We start from the raw sequence: 16,132 nt of genomic DNA, 5'->3' as shown, positions 1-16,132 counted from the left end.
CCTTTCACCCCTTCCCCTTCCCCTTCCCCTGCTGCCAACTCCCTTACGCGAAACGGTGGTCCGCCATGCCCGACGCCCAACACAGCGACCTCCTCGACCCGTTCGAGGAACGGCTCACCGCCGGCCTGCACGACGCGGGCAACGCGTTCGAGACCGACCGCGCCGCACTCGTCACCGCCGGTGCCCTCAAGGGACGACGGCGCCTGCTGCGACGCCGGAACGCCGCCGTCATGGGCGGCGCGGCCGGTATCGCCCTCGTCGGCGTGGGCGGCGCACTGCTGCTGCCGAGCGGAAACCCCGGCAAGGCACAGGCCGCGCACGCCACCACCGCGAAGTCCACGGCCACGTCCGCCCCCACCCCCGTCTCCGGCGACGCCCTGATCCGTACGCTCGAAAAGCTGCTCCCGGAGGGCCAGTTCACGAAGGTGGAGGCCCGCGGCACGGACGACGGACTGTCGCCGTACGTCCATCTCGTCTACGACGACGGCAACGGCGCGTCGGCCGTCGAGGTCGGCCTGGGCCGGGTGCAGCCGGGGAGTGATCAGGCGCGGCAGACGACCCGGTGCCCGGGGAAGGCGTTCACGAACTACGACGCGTGCGGCACTAGCCGGCTGGCGGACGGGTCGGTGGTCATGGTCCTTCAGGGGTACGAGTATCCGGACCGCCGGGTGGACACCAAGTTGTGGAACGCCGAACTGGTCACCCCGCAGGGGCAGCACGTCAGCATCAGCGAGTGGAACGCCGCCGCCGAGAAGGACGCGCCGATCAGCAGGAGTCAACCGCCGCTGTCTCCGGCCCAGTTGAGGAAGCTGGCCGCCGCCACGGCCTGGCGGGACGCGATCGACGCGATGCCGGTGGACCCCAACTCGCCGGTCACACAGCCGAGTCCCAGCGAGACAGGCGCCACCCTGTCCGTCACCTCCACCCTGCGGACCCTGCTGCCGAAGGGCCTCACCGTGTCCGAGGCGGGCGACACCGACGACTCCGGGTTCGGCTATCTCGTCGTCGACGACGGCAAGGGCAAGACCCTCGTACAGGTCAACGTCCAGGCGGACATGTCGGATGTCGAGGGCGATCTGTTCGGCGCCGACGCCGAGGTGCTGTCCGACGGCACGAAGGTCGCCACGCATCAGGGGCCGGGCGAGAAGGGCGGTTCCGGTGTCGTGATGTGGACCGTCGACACCATCAGGACCGACGGGCGGCGGGTGGTGATCAGCGCCTTCAACTCCGGTGGCCAGGAAACCGCCGCGACCCGCAAGGCCCCGGCGCTGACCATGAAACAGCTCCAGGAGATCGCGCTCAGCCCCAAGTGGCTCTGATCCGCCGGGAGTTGTTCTCACGGGTCAGAAGAAGTCCGCCCACGGCTGGTCCCAGACCTGCTTCACGCACAGCACCAGGAACAGCACGCCCGCGATCACCAGCATCGCGTTGCTCAGCAGCCCGTTGCGCCATTCCCCGGGCGTACGGGAGGAGTTGAGCAGCCACATCAGGGTCAGCGCGAGGAAGGGCAGGAAGGCGGCGCCCAGCACGCCGTAGAGGATGACCAGGCGGAAGGGCTGGCCCTGGAAGAGGAGCACCATGGGCGGGAAGGTCAGCCACAGCAGATAGGCGCGGAAGGGCCACGACCTCTCGCGTGCGCCGGAGGCGATCTCCTCGCCAGAGGCGATCTCCTCGCCGGCGGCGACTTCCTCGCCGGAGGCGCGGGTGGTGCGGCGCCGCTGCCGGGCCACGAAGTCCGCGAACATCAGGCTCACTCCGTGCCAGACGCCGATCAGGGAGGTGAAGGAGGTGGCGAAGAAGCCGATGAGGAAGAACTTCGCGGTGGCGGTGCCGTATTCGGCCGCCAGGATGTCGCCGAGCTGGATCAGGCCCTTGTCGCCGCTCGCGATGGAGACGTTCGCGGAGTGGAGCATCTCCGCGCCGACGAAGAGCATCGCGATGACGAAGATGCCGGTCGTGGCGTAGGCGACACGGTTGTCGAGGCGCATCATCTTCATCCAGCCGGTGCCGGTCCAGCCCTTGGCGTTGACCCAATAGCCGTACGCGGCAAGGGTGATGGTGCCGCCGACACCGCCGATCAGGCCCAGTGTGTTGAGGATCGAGTCCTTCTCGTCGGGCAGGACGGGCAGCAGGCCCGCGAACGCGTCCGGCAGGTTCGGGGTGACCCTGATCGCCAGGTACACCGTCACCACGAACATGACGCCGACCAGCACCGTCATGACCTTCTCGAAGACGGCGTACTTGTTGAACCAGACGAAGACCAGCCCCACCAACCCGCAGGCGATTCCCCACCACTTGAGGTCCATCACGTCGGGGAACAGGGCCTGTAGCGGCAGTGCGCTCGACGACATCGCCGCCGCGCCGTAGACGAAGCCCCAGACGACGGAGTACACGGCGAAGAAGTACGTCGTCCAGCGGCCGAGGCTCGCCCAGCCGTCGAAGAGGGTGCGGCCGGTGGCGAGATGCCAGCGGCCGGCCGCCTCGGCGAGGGAGATCTTCACCAGGCAGCCGATGACGGCGGCCCACAGGAGCGTGTAGCCGAAGTTGCTGCCCGCGATGAGCGTGGCGACCAGGTCACCGGCGCCGACGCCGGTCGCGGCGACCACGATGCCGGGGCCGATGTGACGCCAACTGGACGTGCGGGGAGCGGGGTTGGGGGCGCCTGTCGCCGCTGCTTCCGTGGTGTTTCCCGTGGTGTCGGCCATATGGCAAAGGAAACGCAAAGCGGCGCGAGTGCGCAAGAGGGCCTGTTTTCGGCGGGTGCGTTTTATTCACCCTTGACCTGACCATGCCAACACTTCAACATAGGCGCCACACAGGAACACCGCGCGGGAACACCGCGCGGGAACACCCACCCGCACGCCGTACCTCACGCACGTCGCACTGAAACACCCCCCAACTCCAGCAAGGAGATTTCATGCGACTCCGGATACGCGGCTCAGGCGCCCGAAGCGGCACCCGCAGCGGCAGACGCACCGCCGCGCTCGCCGCCCTGATGGCCCTCGCCCTCGCCGCCCCCGTCACGGCGGCCACCGCGTCCAAGGCCACCGCCGACAGCGCGGCGCAGGCCGCCCCGGCCGTGGACGACATCCGCCAGTACGAGATCCACGTCGACCACAACACGCCCGTCACTCGCACCGCCATCGCGCGGTCCGGCGTCACCGTGGACGAGGCCGACGAGGAGACCGTGGTCGTCTCCGGCCGCGCCGCCCAGATCAAGCAGCTGCGCCAACAGGGCTACGCCGTCTCGCTGTTGGGCTCCGCTCCGGACCGCTCCTCGGCCGCCGACGGCGCACGGCTCCTCGACTTCCCCTCGGCCGACTCGAAGTACCACAACTACGCCGAGACGAACACGGAGATCGACCAGCGGCTCGCCGCCTACCCGGCCATCATGAGCAAGCGGGTGATCGGCAAGTCGTACCAGGGCCGGGACATCGTCGCCATCAAGGTCAGCGACAACGTGGCGACCGACGAGAGCGAACCCGAGGTCATCTTCACGTTCCACCAGCACGCCCGCGAGCACCTGACCGTCGAGATGGCGCTGTATCTGCTGCGCGAGCTGGGGGCGGGCTACGGCACCGACTCCCGCGTCGCGAACATCATCAACAACCGCGAGATCTGGATCGTGCCCGATCTCAACCCGGACGGCGGCGAGTACGACATCGCGACCGGCGCCTACCGGTCCTGGCGCAAGAACCGGCAGCCCAACTCCGGTTCCAGCTACGTCGGTACGGACCTCAACCGGAACTGGAACTACAAGTGGGGCTGCTGCGGCGGCTCTTCGACCTCGACCTCGTCCGAGACCTACCGGGGCACGTCCGCCGAGTCGGCGCCCGAGGTGAAGGTCGTCTCGGACTTCGTGCGCAGCCGGGTCGTCGGCGGGAAGCAGCAGATCACCGCGGGGATCGACTTCCACACGTACAGCGAGCTGGTGCTGTGGCCGTTCGGGTACACGTACTCCGACACGGCGACCGGGATGACCGCGGACGACGCGGCCGCGTTCAAGGCGGTCGGGCAGAAGATGGGCGCGAGCAACGGCTACACGGCCGAGCAGTCCAGCGACCTGTACATCACGGACGGTTCGATCGACGACTACCTCTGGGGCAGTCAGAAGATCTTCGACTACACCTTCGAGATGTACCCGACGTCCAGTTCCGCGGGAGGGTTCTACCCGCCCGACGAGGTGATCGAGCGGGAGACCTCACGGAACCGGGACGCGGTGTTCCAACTGCTGGAGAACGCCGACTGCATGTACCGGTCCATCGGCAAACAGGCCCAGTACTGCGGCTAGCTAGTCCTCGCGGACCTCTGCCTCCGCCGCGGCGAGCGCCGCTTCGTCCACTTCGGCGGACTCGTCGTCATCGTCCTCGTCGCCGTCCTCGAAGTACGCGTCGAGAACCGCGTCGAGCTGCGTCTCCCACTCGGCGAACCTGCTCCTGGCCGCCGCCTCGATCTCGATCGGGTACCAACGGCGGTCAGGAGTGTGCACCGTGATGGTGAACCGCTTGCCGAAGCGCGGGGTCTCGGTCTCTATCGCGCCGATCTCGTCCCAGCGGAACTCGCAGTTCTGGTCGTCCAGGCGCAGTCGTACGCCCTTCGCGTCCGCGACGATCTCCGCACGACGGTCGGACGCCTCGAAGACGGGACCGCCCTCGGACGACGGCTCCTCCGACTCCTCGGACGAACCCTCGCCGGCCTCATCCGCGTCGGCGTCGTCCTCCTCGTCCTCGGCAACGGCCTTCTCGACGTCGGCCTTCTCGGCCTCGGTCTTCTCGGCCGACGACTCCTCCGGCTCCGCCGCCTCGGCCTTCGCGTCCTCGGGCTCCGCATCCTGCGGCTTCGCGTTCTCCGGCTTGTCGGAGGACACGGCGGGTGCGGTGAGCCCGGGGACGAAGGCCGGGTCGAATCCGGCGCCCTCCAGGGGCTGGCTGCTCGAACCTATGCGCTGCTCCACAGCGGGCAGTATGGTCGACGATCCTGTGTCGGGCACAGCCAGCCCCTACTTCGTTATCAGACGCCTACATAGGGATGCACGAAATAGGACTACACGAACAGGCTGAGCACCGCCGCCACCGCGAACCCCGCCACGGACAGCACCGACTCCAGCACGGTCCACGTCTTCAGCGTGTCCCGCTCACTGATCCCGAAGTACTTCGCCACCATCCAGAAGCCGCCGTCGTTGACGTGCGAGGCGAAGATCGAGCCCGCCGAGATGGCCATGATCACCAGCGCGACGAAGGCCTGCGAGTGGTCGCCCTCCGCCAGCAGCGGGGCCACGATGCCCGCCGTCGTCACGATCGCGACCGTCGCCGAACCCTGTGCGACCCGTAGTACCAGCGAGATCAGGTACGACAGGACCAGCACCGGCAGGCCTACGTCGTGGAAGGTGTCCGAGAGGGCCTGGGCGACCCCGCTCGCCTTCAGGACGGCGCCGAAGACCCCGCCCGCGCCGACGACCAGGATGATGTTGCCGACCGGCTTGAGTGACGCGGTGGAGACGGTCTCCAGGGACTTGCGGGACCAGCCCCGGCGTAGACCCAGGAGGTAGTACGCGAGGAGGAGCGCGATCGTCAGGGCGACGAAGGGGCTGCCGAAGAACTCGACCACCGAGCGGCCGGTCGACGGGTCGAAGGCGATCGACGAGAAGGTGGCCGCGAGGATCAGGACGAGGGGCGTGCCGATGATCGCGAGGACCGTGCCCAGCGACACCGGCTTCTCCTGCGGTACGACGCCGGAGGCACGCTGTTCGTCGACGACCGCCTGCTTCGCCTCGGCCGCCGCCTCGACCATGTCCTGCGGTACGGCGACGAAGATCCGCTTGCCGATCCAGGCGGCGTAGGCCCAGGCGGCGAGCACGGCGGGGATGCCGCAGACGATGCCCATGAGGATGACCCAGCCGAGCTGGACGTGGAGCAGGCCGGCCGCGGCCACCGGGCCGGGGTGCGGCGGCAGGAACGCGTGGGTCATCGACAGGCCCGCGAGCAGCGGCAGGCAGTAGAGCAGGATGGACTTGCCGCCCCGCTTGGCGGCGGCGTACACGATCGGCGCGAGGACGAAGATGCCGACGTCGAAGAAGACCGGGATGCCGAAGATCAGGCCGGTGAGGCCCATGGCGAGCGGGGCTCGCTTCTCGCCGAAGAGATTGAGCAGCCGGGACGCCAACACCTCGGCGCCGCCGCTGACTTCGAGGATCGCGCCGAGCATCGTGCCCAGGCCGATGATGATCGCAACATGGCCGAGGATGCCGCCCATGCCGGACTCGATGGTGGAGACGGCGTCCGAGCGCTGGACCGTGCCGAAGAGTTCGGTGACCGAGAGGCCGGAGAGCAGGCCGACGGTTATGGAGACGGCGAGGAGGGCCACGAAGGGCTGGAGTCTGACCTTGATGATCAGGAAGAGGAGGAGCGCGATCCCGAGGGCGGCGACCGTCAACAGGCCTGCTGTGCCGTCGAGTAGGAGAAGCAGGCCTCCGGTGTGGGGTGGTGTGGCGGGGGCGGTTGCGGCGAGCGGTAGGGACATGGTGGGGGTCCTCGTTGTCGTCGTAAGAGCATGGGTCCGGGGGTCTGGGGGATTTCCCCCAGAGGGCACAGCCGGGCAGGGGGGATCGCGGCGCGGCACCCCGTGAGGTGCCGAACCGTCGTACGGTGTGCGGAAGTTGGGGCAGTACCAGCCCGGTACTAGCCCGGTACTAGCTCAGGACGGCCAGTGCGTCGATCTCGATGAGCAGCCCGGCGGGCAGGCCGACGTAGACCGTCGTGCGCGCGGCGGGAGGAGCCGTCAACTCCTGCTCCTCGAAGTACTCGTTGTAGATCGCGTTCATCTCGGCGAAGTGGTCCACGTCCGTCAGATAGACGCGGATCATCATCGCGTCCTCCCAGCTCGCGCCGCCCTCCTCCAGGATCGCCTTGACGTTGGCGAGGGTCTGGAGGGTCTGTTCGCGCAGGGTCGGGCCGGCGGGCGTCGGCGGCTTGCCCTCCTCGGCGGGGAGGAAGCCGACCTGGCCGGCGACCTGGAGGAGGTTCCCCTTGCGGACGCCGTGCGAGAACCTGGCGGGCGGGGTGGTGTGGGTCTTGGGCGTGAGCGCGATCTTGTCCGTCATACGAGGTCCTTCATGCGGGGTCGTTTGTGGGGGTCACTGGGGTCCTGCCCGAGTACTCACCACTGATGGCGTCCGCCGTGCGGCGGACCAGTGGAAGCAGGGTGAGGAGTTCGTCGGCGGTGACGACGACGTTGGGCGCGGAGACCGACATCGCGGCGACCACGCGTCCGTCGGCGCCCCGGATCGGCGCGGCGACGCAGTTGATGGACTCTTCGTGGCCGCCGAGGTCGGTGGCCCAGCCCTGTTCCCGCACCTTCTCCAACTCCCGCAGGAAAGCTGGGGCGTTGGGGGTGGAGCGGGCGGTGTACATGGGGTATTCGAGCTTGTCGGCGAGGGCCCGGCGCTCGATCTCCGGGAGGTCGGAGAGGAGCAGCTTGGCCACGCCCGCGACCGTGATCGCGACGGGCTTGCCGATCCGCGAGTACATCCGCACCGGGTAGCGGCTCTCCACCTTGTCGATGTAGAGGACCTCGTTCTCCTCGTACACCGCGAGATGGACGGTATGACCGCACTGCTCGTTCAGCCGTACGAGATGGGGGTGGGCGATCTCGCGGATGTCGAGGTTCTCCATCGCCTCCTGGGCGAGGGCGATGAGGCGGGCGCCGAGGCGGTAGCGCTGGTCGGACTGGCGGTAGACCAGGCCGTGTTCGTGCAGGGTGCGCAGGAGGCGCAGGGCCGTCGACTTGTGGACGTCGAGACGCTCGGCGACCTGGCCGAGGTCGGCGGGGCCCTCGGCGAGCAGCGGCAGGATGCTGAGCGCGCGGTCGACGGTCTGACTCATGGCGTACATACCTCCTCGTCGGCCCAGTCGGCGGCGTCGGTCCAGCCGGGGCCGAGTCGAAGTCTCCCCCACGCCCGCTCGTCCAGGGCGACCAGCCGGTCGGCGTGGTCACGGACCGGCGGGGCGGCGAGGTCGCCGGGCACGGTGAGGGCGGCGGCGGCCGTGAGATGCCCGTGCCGCAGCCGGTCCCGTACGGGAAGTCCCCGCAGGGTCGCGGAGAGGAACCCGGCGGCGAAGGCGTCCCCGGCGCCGACCGCGGCCACGACGTCGACGTGCGGCGCGGGCACGAAGGTGACGTCGCCCCGGTGGAAGACGGTGGCCCCGCGCCCGCCCTGCTTGACGACGAGCGTCTCGGGGTCGGGGAACGCGGCCCGTACGGCATCGGCCCCGACGAGCCCCCAGACCTCGGCGGCCTCGTCCTCGCCGACGAACACGAGGTCAGCGCCGCGCGCCAGCTCCAGCAGCACGCCCGGCCCGTCGGCCGAACGCCCCAGCGCGGGGCGGTGGTTGACGTCGAAGGAGATCAGCGGGCGGTGCGCGCGGATCGCGGTCAGCTCACGGACCAGGCCGAGGCAGTCGTCGGACAGCATCGGGGTGATCCCGGACAGATGCAGCACCCGCCCGGCCCGTACGGCGGCCAGGTCCACGGTGTCGACGGCCATCGCGGAGGCGGCGGACCCGGCCCGGTAGTAGGCAACCTCGTGCGCGTCGGTCGCCCGGTCCCCGGCGGTACGGAAGTAGATACCGGTCGGCCGCGCGGGATCACGTCGTACGGCGGAAACGTCCACGCCGTACCCGCCGATGGTCTCGACGAGATGATCGCCGAACCCGTCCGCCCCGACCCGGCTCACCCACCGCACGGTGTGCCCGGCGGCGGCCAGCACGCACGCGACATTGGACTCGGCGCCGCCGATGGCGCGATCGAAGGACGGCACGTCGGCGAGGCGGCCCGGCCGACTGGGTAGGAACGTGACCATGGACTCGCCCAGCGCTACGACGTCCACGACGTCACGGGCGGCGGTGGACTGTCCGTCGGCGGTCACGATGGTGATGGCTCCTCGTCGGTGCGCCGGGTGGCGGCGGCTCCGTTGACCCGGTGTTGGGCGAGATGTTAGACAGCGGTAAGCGATATACGCAATGAATGTTGCAGGGATTGCAACACTCCAGCTCAGGGAGGCCCCATGGTCCGCGACACCGGTACCGAAGCGCTCGCCCGGCTCGCCGAGGAACGCGTCGACCACCGTTTCAAGGGCCTCCCCCCGAACGCGGACGGCCTCACGGTCACCGAGTTGTCGGCCCAGCGCCGCAACCTCTTCACCGGCGGCTTCACCACCCCCGTCCTCGCCCTCTCCGCCGAGCGCCTGGACCACAACCTCCGCCTCATGGAGACCTACGCGACCCGCCACGGCCTCGCCTTCGCCCCGCACGGCAAGACCTCCATGGCCCCCCAGCTCTTCCACCGCCAACTCACCCACGGCGCCTGGGGCATCACCCTCGCGGTCCCCCACCAGGTGCGCGTGGCAAGGCAGTTCGGCATCGACCGCATCTTCCTCGCGAACGAACTGGTCGACCCGTCCGCCCTGAAGTGGATCTCGTCCGAGCTGGACACCGACCCCGCCTTCCGCTTCATCTGCTACGTCGACTCCGTGCGCGGCGTCGAGTTGATGGACGCGGCCCTGCGCGGCGCCGCCCGCCCGCTGGACGTCGTCGTCGAACTGGCCGCCGGCGAGGGCGCCCGCACCGGCGTGCGCACGGAGGAGGAGTGCGCGGCGGTCGCGGACGCGGTGGCCGCCGTAGGGACGCTGCGGCTGGTGGGGGTCGCCGGGTACGAGGGGGAAGTGCCGCGGGCGGATCCGGAGCGGGTGCACGCGTGGCTGCGCCGACTCACCGCGCTCGCCGTGGAGTTCGACAAGGCGGGGCGGTTCACCGGCTTCGGGCTCGACGAGATCGTGGTCAGCGCGGGTGGCAGCGCGTGGTTCGACGCGGTGGCCGACGTCTTCGCCGAACTGCCCGAACTCTCGCTGCCCGCCCTGAAGTTGCTGCGCTCGGGCGCCTACGTCTCGCACGACGACGGCCACTACCGCGAGATCACCCCCTTCACCCGTGTCCCCGAAGAGGGCGCCCTGGAGCCCGCGTTCCGGCTCTGGGCGCAGATCGTCTCCCGCCCCTCCCCCGAGCAGGCCTTCGCCAACGCGGGCAAGCGGGACGCGGCCTACGACCTCGACCTCCCCCTCGCCCAGGTGGTCCGCCGGGACGGCGCCGAGCGCCCGGCGACCGGTATCGAGGTCACCGGGGTGTCCGACCAGCACGCCTGGCTGCGGACGGCCCCGGAGGCGGACCTCGAAGTGGGTGACTGGATCGGGATGGGGCTGTCCCACCCCTGCACGTCCTTCGACAAGTGGCAGTTGATCCCGGTGGCGGAGGCGGACGGGACGGTCGTCGACTACATCCGCACGTTCTTCTAGAGGCACGTTCTTGTAGAGGCCGCACAGAGGCCGTATCGGACCCCGCTGGAGGCATGGGCATGGAAGAGCTGGTGATCCGGGACGCGGACGTCGTCGACGGCGGTGGTGGGCCGTCGTACCGCGCCGATGTGGTGATCGACGGCGGACGGATCGTCTCGATCGTGCAGGAGGCCGCGGCGGCGGGCTGTCAACGCCCCAAGGCGCGGCGGGAGTTGGACGCGGAGGGCCTGACCCTCTCCCCCGGCTTCATCGACATGCACGCCCACAGCGACCTGGCGTTGCTGCGCGACCCGGACCACAGCGCCAAGGCCGCGCAGGGGGTGACCCTCGAAGTCCTCGGCCAGGACGGGCTGTCGTACGCCCCCGTCGACGACCGCACGCTCGCCGAGGTGCGCCGGGCGATCACCGGGTGGAACGGGTACGGCGACGACATCGACTTCGACTGGCGGTCGGTGGGCGAGTACCTGGACCGGCTGGACTCCGCGTTCGGTGGGCGCGGCATCGCGGTCAACGCGGCCTACCTGATCCCGCAGGGCACGGTCCGGATGCTCGCCGTCGGCTGGGAGGACCGGGAGGCGACACCCCAAGAGCTGGACCGGATGCGGCAGTTGGTAGCCGAGGGCATGGAACAGGGCGCGGTCGGCATGTCGTCCGGGCTCACGTACACCCCCGGCATGTACGCCAAGGACGCCGAACTCACCGAACTCTGCCGGGTGGTGGCGTCGTACGACGGCTACTACTGCCCCCACCACCGCTCGTACGGCGCGGGCGCGCTGGAGGCGTACGAGGAGATGGTGGAGCTGACGAGGGAGGCCGGCTGCCCCCTCCATCTGGCCCACGCCACCATGAACTTCGGCGTGAACGAGGGCCGGGCACCGGAGCTGCTGACGCTCCTGGACGAGGCCTTGGCTTCCGGCGCGGACATCAGCCTCGACACCTACCCCTACACCCCCGGCTGTACAACGCTCGTGGCGATGCTGCCGAGTTGGGCGAGCGAGGGCGGTCCGGAGGAGATCCTGCGGCGCCTGGCGGACGACGGGATCGCCGACCGTATCCGCCACCACCTGGAGGTGCTCGGCTCGGACGGCTGCCACGGGGTGCCGATGGAGTGGGACACGATCGAGATCTCGGGGGTCACGGACCCCGCACTGGCGGACCACGTCGGCCGTCGCCTCGACAGCTGGGCCACGGCCCGCCATCTCCTCCTGGCCGACCGGCTCGCCCCGTCGATCCTCCAGCACGTGGGCCACGAGGAGAACGTCCGGCAGATCATGCGGCACCGCGTCCACACGGGCGGCTCCGACGGCATCCTCCAGGGCGCCAAGCCGCATCCACGGGCGTACGGCACGTTCCCGCAGTATCTGGGCCGGTATACAAGGGAGTTGGGCGTGCTCTCCCTGGAGGAGTGCGTGGCCCACCTCACCTCCCGCCCGGCAGCGCGTCTGCGCCTGCCCGACCGGGGCCTGGTCAAGGAGGGGTACCGCGCGGACCTGGTGTTGTTCAACGCCGCGACGGTGGCGGCGGGTTCGACGTTCGAGGAGCCGCGAACGCTCCCGACCGGCATCCCCCATGTCCTGATCGACGGCCGTTTCGTGATCGAGGACGGTCGGCGGACGGACGTACTGGCGGGGCGGTCGGTCCGTCGCAGTCCCGTGCGACGGAACGCCAACTCCCGCTCCTGAACTACACCTTGAGCGCCTTGGACACCTTGGGGAAGACCCCTGCCCTACGGCTTGGGGAGCGTGCAGGTGGACGCGCTGAGGGCGAGCACGTTGGCCGAGGTGAAGCAGGCCGGGATGTTGTAGGTCTCCTCGGCGTAGTTGATGCCCTCGCGGACGGTCACCGTGCCGTTCTCGGAGACCTCGCACGGGTTGTTCTCCGTGCAGGTCTCGCCGTCCTCGTTGCCCGTGTTGTTGACGGCGACGACCTGGCCGGTGCTGGTGTCGATGACCGGGGAGCCGGAGGTGCCGCCGATGGTGTTGCAGGCGGAGGTGTAACGGACCGAGTCCTTCCAGGTCCAGTCGCCCTCCTTCAGCCGGTACACGAACCCGTCGATGCTGCAGCTGTAGATCGTCTTCCAGTAGCCGGAGACGACCTTGATGGCGGTGCCGGCGGTCGGGTGCGTGGCGCTCACGGTGAGCGGGCTGATGTTGTACGCGCTCTTGATCGCCGCGTACGTGGTGGTGGTGCGGTAGATCGTCACGTCCGTGTCGGTCATCGTCGAGTACACGACCTGGTTGGCGCGGAGCGTGGCGACCTTGGTGCCGGCCGAGTTCAGCAGCCCGAAGGTACGGCTGGAGGACTGACCGGTGATGACCTCACCGGGCTCCGGGAAACCGGTCTCCAGGCAGTGCCCGTTCGTCATGACCAGCGCCGGGGCGGTGTCGGTCGAGTTCGGGAACCTGATGACCGAGCCGGAGCAGTTGCTGAGCGAGACGATGCCGGCGAAGTCGACGGTCACCGCGGCGGCCTTCGGCGCCACCTCCGGCGCCACCTGGGGCGCGGCGACCGCGGGAGCCACGCCCGCCCCGGCTATGGCCAGGGTGGAGAGCGCGGCAAGGAGAGGCTTGTTCATGTGGGGGTCCCCTCTTATGACGAGGCGACCGGAGATCTTCCGGCCGCCGTCTTTTTGTCATGGGCATTGTGATCGCCGAGGGGCTGGGGAGCAAGGAGCGGTTTCCGGCCGTTCGCGGCGCGTCTCATGTGGCGGAAAGCACGAGCCAAGTCTCGTTACCCCGCCGTAAGCTCACCGACATGCAGGTGATCCAGTCGACCAAGCTCTCCAATGTCTGTTACGAGATCCGGGGCCCGGTTCTCGAAGAGGCGATGCGTCTGGAAGCGGCAGGGCACCGCATCCTCAAGCTGAACACCGGGAACCCGGCGGCATTCGGGTTCGAGTGTCCGCCCGAGATCCTGGAGGACATCCTCCGGAACGTGTCGTCGGCGCACGGGTACGGCGACGCCAAGGGGCTGCTCGCCGCCCGGCGCGCGGTCGTCATGCACAACCAGACCCTGGGCATCGAGACGGACGTAGAACACGTCTTCATCGGCAACGGCGTCTCCGAGCTGATCGTCATGGCGATGCAGGGACTGCTCGACGACGGCGACGAGGTCCTCGTACCGTCGCCGGACTACCCGCTGTGGACCGCCGCCGTCTCGCTCTCCGGCGGAACCGCCGTCCACTACCGCTGCGACGAGCAGTCCGACTGGATGCCCGATCTCGCCGACGTGGAGCGGAAGGTCTCCGACCGCACCAAGGCGATCGTCATCATCAACCCGAACAACCCGACCGGCGCCGTGTACGACGAGGAGATGATCAAGGGCCTCACCGACATCGCCCGCCGTCACAATCTGCTCGTCTGCTCCGACGAGATCTACGACAAGATCCTCTACGACGGCGCCACGCACACCCCGACTTCGAAGGTCGCCCCGGACCTGCTCACCCTCACGTTCAACGGGATGTCGAAGGCGTACCGGGTGGCCGGATACCGGGTCGGGTGGATGTCGATCTCCGGGCCGCGCGCGCACGCCGACTCCTACATCGAGGGTCTGACGATCCTGGCCAATATGCGGCTCTGCGCCAACATGCCCGGGCAGCACGGGGTCGTCGCCGCGCTCAGCGGGCGGCAGACCATCAACGACCTGGTGCTTCCGGGCGGGCGGCTGAAGGAGCAGCGGGATGTCGCGTACGACCTGCTGACCCAGATCCCCGGCGTGACCTGCGTGAAGCCCAAGGGTGCGCTGTATCTGTTCCCCCGGCTCGATCCGCAGGTGTTCAAGGTCAAGGACGACCGGCAGATGGTGCTCGACCTGCTGCGCCAGGAGAAGATCATGGTCGTCCACGGCACCGGGTTCAACTGGGCCGAGCCCGACCACTTCCGGGTCGTGACGCTGCCGTCGGTCGGGGATCTGCGGGACGCGGTGACGCGGATCGGGAACTTCCTGGACGGGTACAGCCAGCCGTAAACGGCGCTGGAGCCGCCGTAAACCTCGCGGGGCGGTTTTCTTGGGGTTCTTCCGGCCAATTTTTCGGCCAGCATAACTTTAGACGAGATCTAAGCTAGGATGGTTTCCTGTCTGAGCACAGGAGACCATGCCATGTACGAACCGATCCGCACGAAGTCGGTCCACAGCACGGTGGCCCGCACCCCTTCCTCCGACTTTCCGCATCGGTCGCGTGAGGAGGAGCTGGATATTCAGCTCGCGGGGCACCTCGCCGCGCTGCTTGCGGTGACCGATGAGTTGCGGGCGCTGGAGCCGTCCGACGAGCTGGATGTGGCTGCCGAGCGGCTTGCCGGGCAGCTGACGCGGTTGCGTGGGGGTGCGTCGCCGAGCCGGGCGTCGGCTGCGGCCGCTTCTACGTCCCGTTTGGATGCGCTGCACTTGAAGGCTCATGCGCTTGCCGGGCGGGCGTTGGTTGTCGCTGCGTCCCGTGCGGATACTGCGGCGGCGATTTTGTCTGCCGAGCGGATGGATGCACATGCGGTGACTGTGGTCGCCTGAGCTGCGGTGCCTATTCGCCGTAGGGGTTCTGTGTTCTTGCGGGTGCGCGCCCGTCGTGGCTGGTCGCGCAGTTCCCCGCGCCCCTAAAAGAAGGGCGCCGCCCTGAGCCCGTGTTGATCCGGGACCCGTCCGACACCTCCCGTTCATCCCTTTCCTCGGGGAATGTTGGGTTCCGCGAGCACGCTGCCTCTCGTGAGACGTATCGCGGGAATCGTCCTCGCGGTGTTGCTGATCGGCGGAGTGGTGGCAGCCGTCGTAGCGGGCCGGGACAACGGGGACAAGGGCACGGCAACGAAGACCGTGCGTGGTGTGATCGGTTCGGAGAAGGCGGACTTCTTCGCCGATCCCGATGTGGTGAAGGCCCTCGCCGCCAAGGGCTTCACCGTGAAGACGGAGACCTCCGGGTCCTGGGCCATGGAAGGGCTCGACCTCAAGGGGTACGACTTCGCCTTCCCCTCCAGTCAGGCGCCGGCCGACGCGCTCGCCGGCAAATACAAGGTCCAGCAGCCCTTGCCGCGGCCCTTCTACTCGCCGCTCGTCGTCGTGGCCCATCGCAGTGCCGCCCAGGTCCTCGCGGACAACGGGCTCGCCACGCTGGACAGGAGCCAGGACCGCGGCACGCTGAAGATGGGCGCCTATCTCGGTGCCACCAAGCGGGATCTGACGTGGCAGCAGCTCAAGGGGGCCTCGAAACACGGGGAGTTGACCGGCACCCTCTACATCGCGACCACCGACCCCGAGACCTCCAACTCGGGTGCGCTGTACCTCGCCGCCGCTTCCTACGTCGCAGGCGGCGGGCGGGTGGCGGCCAGTAGCGCCGATGTGGACCGCACCGCGCCCCTGATGCACAAGCTGATCAGCGTGCAGGGTGCCCAACAGTCCAGCTCGGACGCGCCGTTCAGGGATTTCATCAGCGGCGCCGGCAATCCGCTGGTCCTCGTGTACGAGTCGCAGGTGGCCTCGCTGCTCCTCGACAAGCAACCGGTCGGCGACCTCGTCGTGCTCTACCCGGACACCACGGCCAACAGCGACCACACCGTCGTACCGCTCACTCCGGAGGGCCGTGGACTCGGTCAACTCCTCAGCAGCGACCCGACGTTGCGCAAGCTCGCCGTACGGCACGGGTTCCGGCCGCAGGGCGACACCGCCGAGTTCGTCGCGGCCACCGCCGCCCACTCCAGCTATCTCAACCAGACGCTGACCGGCGTCCGGCAGGCGCCCGTGCCCACCTCGAAGGTGCTGCACGACATGGCGCGCCGGGCGCGCGGTTGAACGGGGGGGGGA

14 protein-coding genes are annotated in these 16,132 nt (G+C 69.0%); 7 read left to right on the top strand and 7 right to left on the bottom strand.

Annotation, left to right across the window (positions count from 1 at the left end):
- Positions 1-65: 65 nt before the first annotated feature.
- A complete protein-coding gene (locus ACNFOC_RS08990; RefSeq protein WP_416958488.1) occupies positions 66-1,319 on the top strand; it encodes a hypothetical protein in 1,254 nt (417 codons plus the stop codon).
- A 24-nt stretch (positions 1,320-1,343) separates the two neighbouring features.
- Here ACNFOC_RS08990 and ACNFOC_RS08985 read toward each other — a convergent pair whose 3' ends face one another.
- On the bottom strand, positions 1,344-2,705 hold the full coding sequence (locus tag ACNFOC_RS08985) for an Nramp family divalent metal transporter (protein WP_416958484.1): 1,362 nt from the start codon (positions 2,703-2,705) through the stop codon (positions 1,344-1,346).
- A gap of 212 nt (positions 2,706-2,917) precedes the next feature.
- Here ACNFOC_RS08985 and ACNFOC_RS08980 point away from each other — a divergent pair, with 212 nt between their 5' ends.
- Positions 2,918-4,291, top strand: coding sequence for a M14 family metallopeptidase (locus tag ACNFOC_RS08980; RefSeq protein ID WP_416958483.1), 1,374 nt, complete (start codon positions 2,918-2,920; stop codon positions 4,289-4,291).
- Here the strand turns inward: ACNFOC_RS08980 and ACNFOC_RS08975 are convergent, their stop codons facing one another.
- From ACNFOC_RS08975 to ACNFOC_RS08955, 5 genes are all read right to left on the bottom strand, one after another.
- Positions 4,292-4,954 (bottom strand): hypothetical protein, encoded by a 663-nt coding sequence (locus tag ACNFOC_RS08975; RefSeq protein ID WP_416958481.1) that lies wholly within the window; start codon positions 4,952-4,954, stop codon positions 4,292-4,294.
- A gap of 89 nt (positions 4,955-5,043) precedes the next feature.
- Positions 5,044-6,519, bottom strand: a complete 1,476-nt coding sequence (locus ACNFOC_RS08970; RefSeq protein WP_416958479.1) for a GntP family permease — start codon at positions 6,517-6,519, stop codon at positions 5,044-5,046.
- Positions 6,520-6,688: 169 nt separating this feature from the next.
- The gene (locus ACNFOC_RS08965) at positions 6,689-7,099 is read right to left on the bottom strand and encodes a RidA family protein (protein ID WP_416958477.1); all 411 of its coding nucleotides are present in this window, start codon (positions 7,097-7,099) and stop codon (positions 6,689-6,691) included.
- 10 nt (positions 7,100-7,109) lie between these two features.
- Positions 7,110-7,880 (bottom strand): IclR family transcriptional regulator, encoded by a 771-nt coding sequence (locus ACNFOC_RS08960; RefSeq protein ID WP_416958476.1) that lies wholly within the window; start codon positions 7,878-7,880, stop codon positions 7,110-7,112.
- Positions 7,877-8,923 carry a sugar kinase gene (locus ACNFOC_RS08955; protein ID WP_416958475.1) on the bottom strand — a complete coding sequence of 349 codons (1,047 nt, stop codon included), beginning with the start codon at positions 8,921-8,923 and terminating at the stop codon, positions 7,877-7,879. Before ACNFOC_RS08955 ends, ACNFOC_RS08960 begins: the two co-directional genes overlap by 4 nt.
- Before the next feature lie 138 nt (positions 8,924-9,061).
- On the opposite strand from ACNFOC_RS08955, the gene ACNFOC_RS08950 reads away from it, so the two are divergent.
- On the top strand, positions 9,062-10,345 hold the full coding sequence (locus tag ACNFOC_RS08950) for an amino acid deaminase (protein WP_416958473.1): 1,284 nt from the start codon (positions 9,062-9,064) through the stop codon (positions 10,343-10,345).
- A gap of 59 nt (positions 10,346-10,404) precedes the next feature.
- The gene (locus tag ACNFOC_RS08945; RefSeq protein WP_416958471.1) at positions 10,405-12,027 is read left to right on the top strand and encodes an N-acyl-D-amino-acid deacylase family protein; all 1,623 of its coding nucleotides are present in this window, start codon (positions 10,405-10,407) and stop codon (positions 12,025-12,027) included.
- A gap of 44 nt (positions 12,028-12,071) precedes the next feature.
- On the opposite strand, the gene ACNFOC_RS08940 is transcribed toward ACNFOC_RS08945, so the two are convergent.
- Entirely contained in the window at positions 12,072-12,920 is an 849-nt protein-coding gene (locus ACNFOC_RS08940; RefSeq protein WP_416958469.1) for a trypsin-like serine peptidase, read from the bottom strand.
- Positions 12,921-13,099: 179 nt separating this feature from the next.
- Here ACNFOC_RS08940 and ACNFOC_RS08935 point away from each other — a divergent pair, with 179 nt between their 5' ends.
- The 3 genes from ACNFOC_RS08935 to ACNFOC_RS08925 all read left to right on the top strand — a co-directional run bounded on the left by ACNFOC_RS08935 (position 13,100) and on the right by ACNFOC_RS08925 (position 16,120).
- The gene (locus ACNFOC_RS08935; protein ID WP_416958467.1) at positions 13,100-14,311 is read left to right on the top strand and encodes a pyridoxal phosphate-dependent aminotransferase; all 1,212 of its coding nucleotides are present in this window, start codon (positions 13,100-13,102) and stop codon (positions 14,309-14,311) included.
- 132 nt (positions 14,312-14,443) lie between these two features.
- Positions 14,444-14,848, top strand: coding sequence for an SCO4983 family protein (locus ACNFOC_RS08930; RefSeq protein WP_406122682.1), 405 nt, complete (start codon positions 14,444-14,446; stop codon positions 14,846-14,848).
- Positions 14,849-15,040: 192 nt separating this feature from the next.
- Complete coding sequence (locus ACNFOC_RS08925) at positions 15,041-16,120, top strand: hypothetical protein (protein ID WP_416958464.1); 1,080 nt, start codon at positions 15,041-15,043, stop codon at positions 16,118-16,120.
- Positions 16,121-16,132: the final 12 nt, after the last annotated feature.

This window comes from Streptomyces colwelliae, assembly GCF_048158785.1.
Taxonomy (GTDB): domain Bacteria; phylum Actinomycetota; class Actinomycetes; order Streptomycetales; family Streptomycetaceae; genus Streptomyces.
The sequence above is the reverse complement of the archived record's forward strand: the minus strand, read 5'-3'. Positions and strand labels throughout refer to the sequence as shown.

Excerpts from the sequence above, each read along its gene's own strand:
- ACNFOC_RS08990 (WP_416958488.1), top strand. The coding sequence starts at position 66 with ATGCCCGACGCCCAACACAGCGACCTCCTCGACCCGTTCGAGGAACGG.
- ACNFOC_RS08985 (WP_416958484.1), bottom strand. The coding sequence starts at position 2,705 with ATGGCCGACACCACGGGAAACACCACGGAAGCAGCGGCGACAGGCGCC.
- ACNFOC_RS08980 (WP_416958483.1), top strand. The coding sequence starts at position 2,918 with ATGCGACTCCGGATACGCGGCTCAGGCGCCCGAAGCGGCACCCGCAGC.
- ACNFOC_RS08970 (WP_416958479.1), bottom strand. The coding sequence starts at position 6,519 with ATGTCCCTACCGCTCGCCGCAACCGCCCCCGCCACACCACCCCACACC.
- ACNFOC_RS08965 (WP_416958477.1), bottom strand. The coding sequence starts at position 7,099 with ATGACGGACAAGATCGCGCTCACGCCCAAGACCCACACCACCCCGCCC.
- ACNFOC_RS08960 (WP_416958476.1), bottom strand. The coding sequence starts at position 7,880 with ATGAGTCAGACCGTCGACCGCGCGCTCAGCATCCTGCCGCTGCTCGCC.
- ACNFOC_RS08950 (WP_416958473.1), top strand. The coding sequence starts at position 9,062 with ATGGTCCGCGACACCGGTACCGAAGCGCTCGCCCGGCTCGCCGAGGAA.
- ACNFOC_RS08945 (WP_416958471.1), top strand. The coding sequence starts at position 10,405 with ATGGAAGAGCTGGTGATCCGGGACGCGGACGTCGTCGACGGCGGTGGT.
- ACNFOC_RS08940 (WP_416958469.1), bottom strand. The coding sequence starts at position 12,920 with ATGAACAAGCCTCTCCTTGCCGCGCTCTCCACCCTGGCCATAGCCGGG.
- ACNFOC_RS08935 (WP_416958467.1), top strand. The coding sequence starts at position 13,100 with ATGCAGGTGATCCAGTCGACCAAGCTCTCCAATGTCTGTTACGAGATC.
- ACNFOC_RS08930 (WP_406122682.1), top strand. The coding sequence starts at position 14,444 with ATGTACGAACCGATCCGCACGAAGTCGGTCCACAGCACGGTGGCCCGC.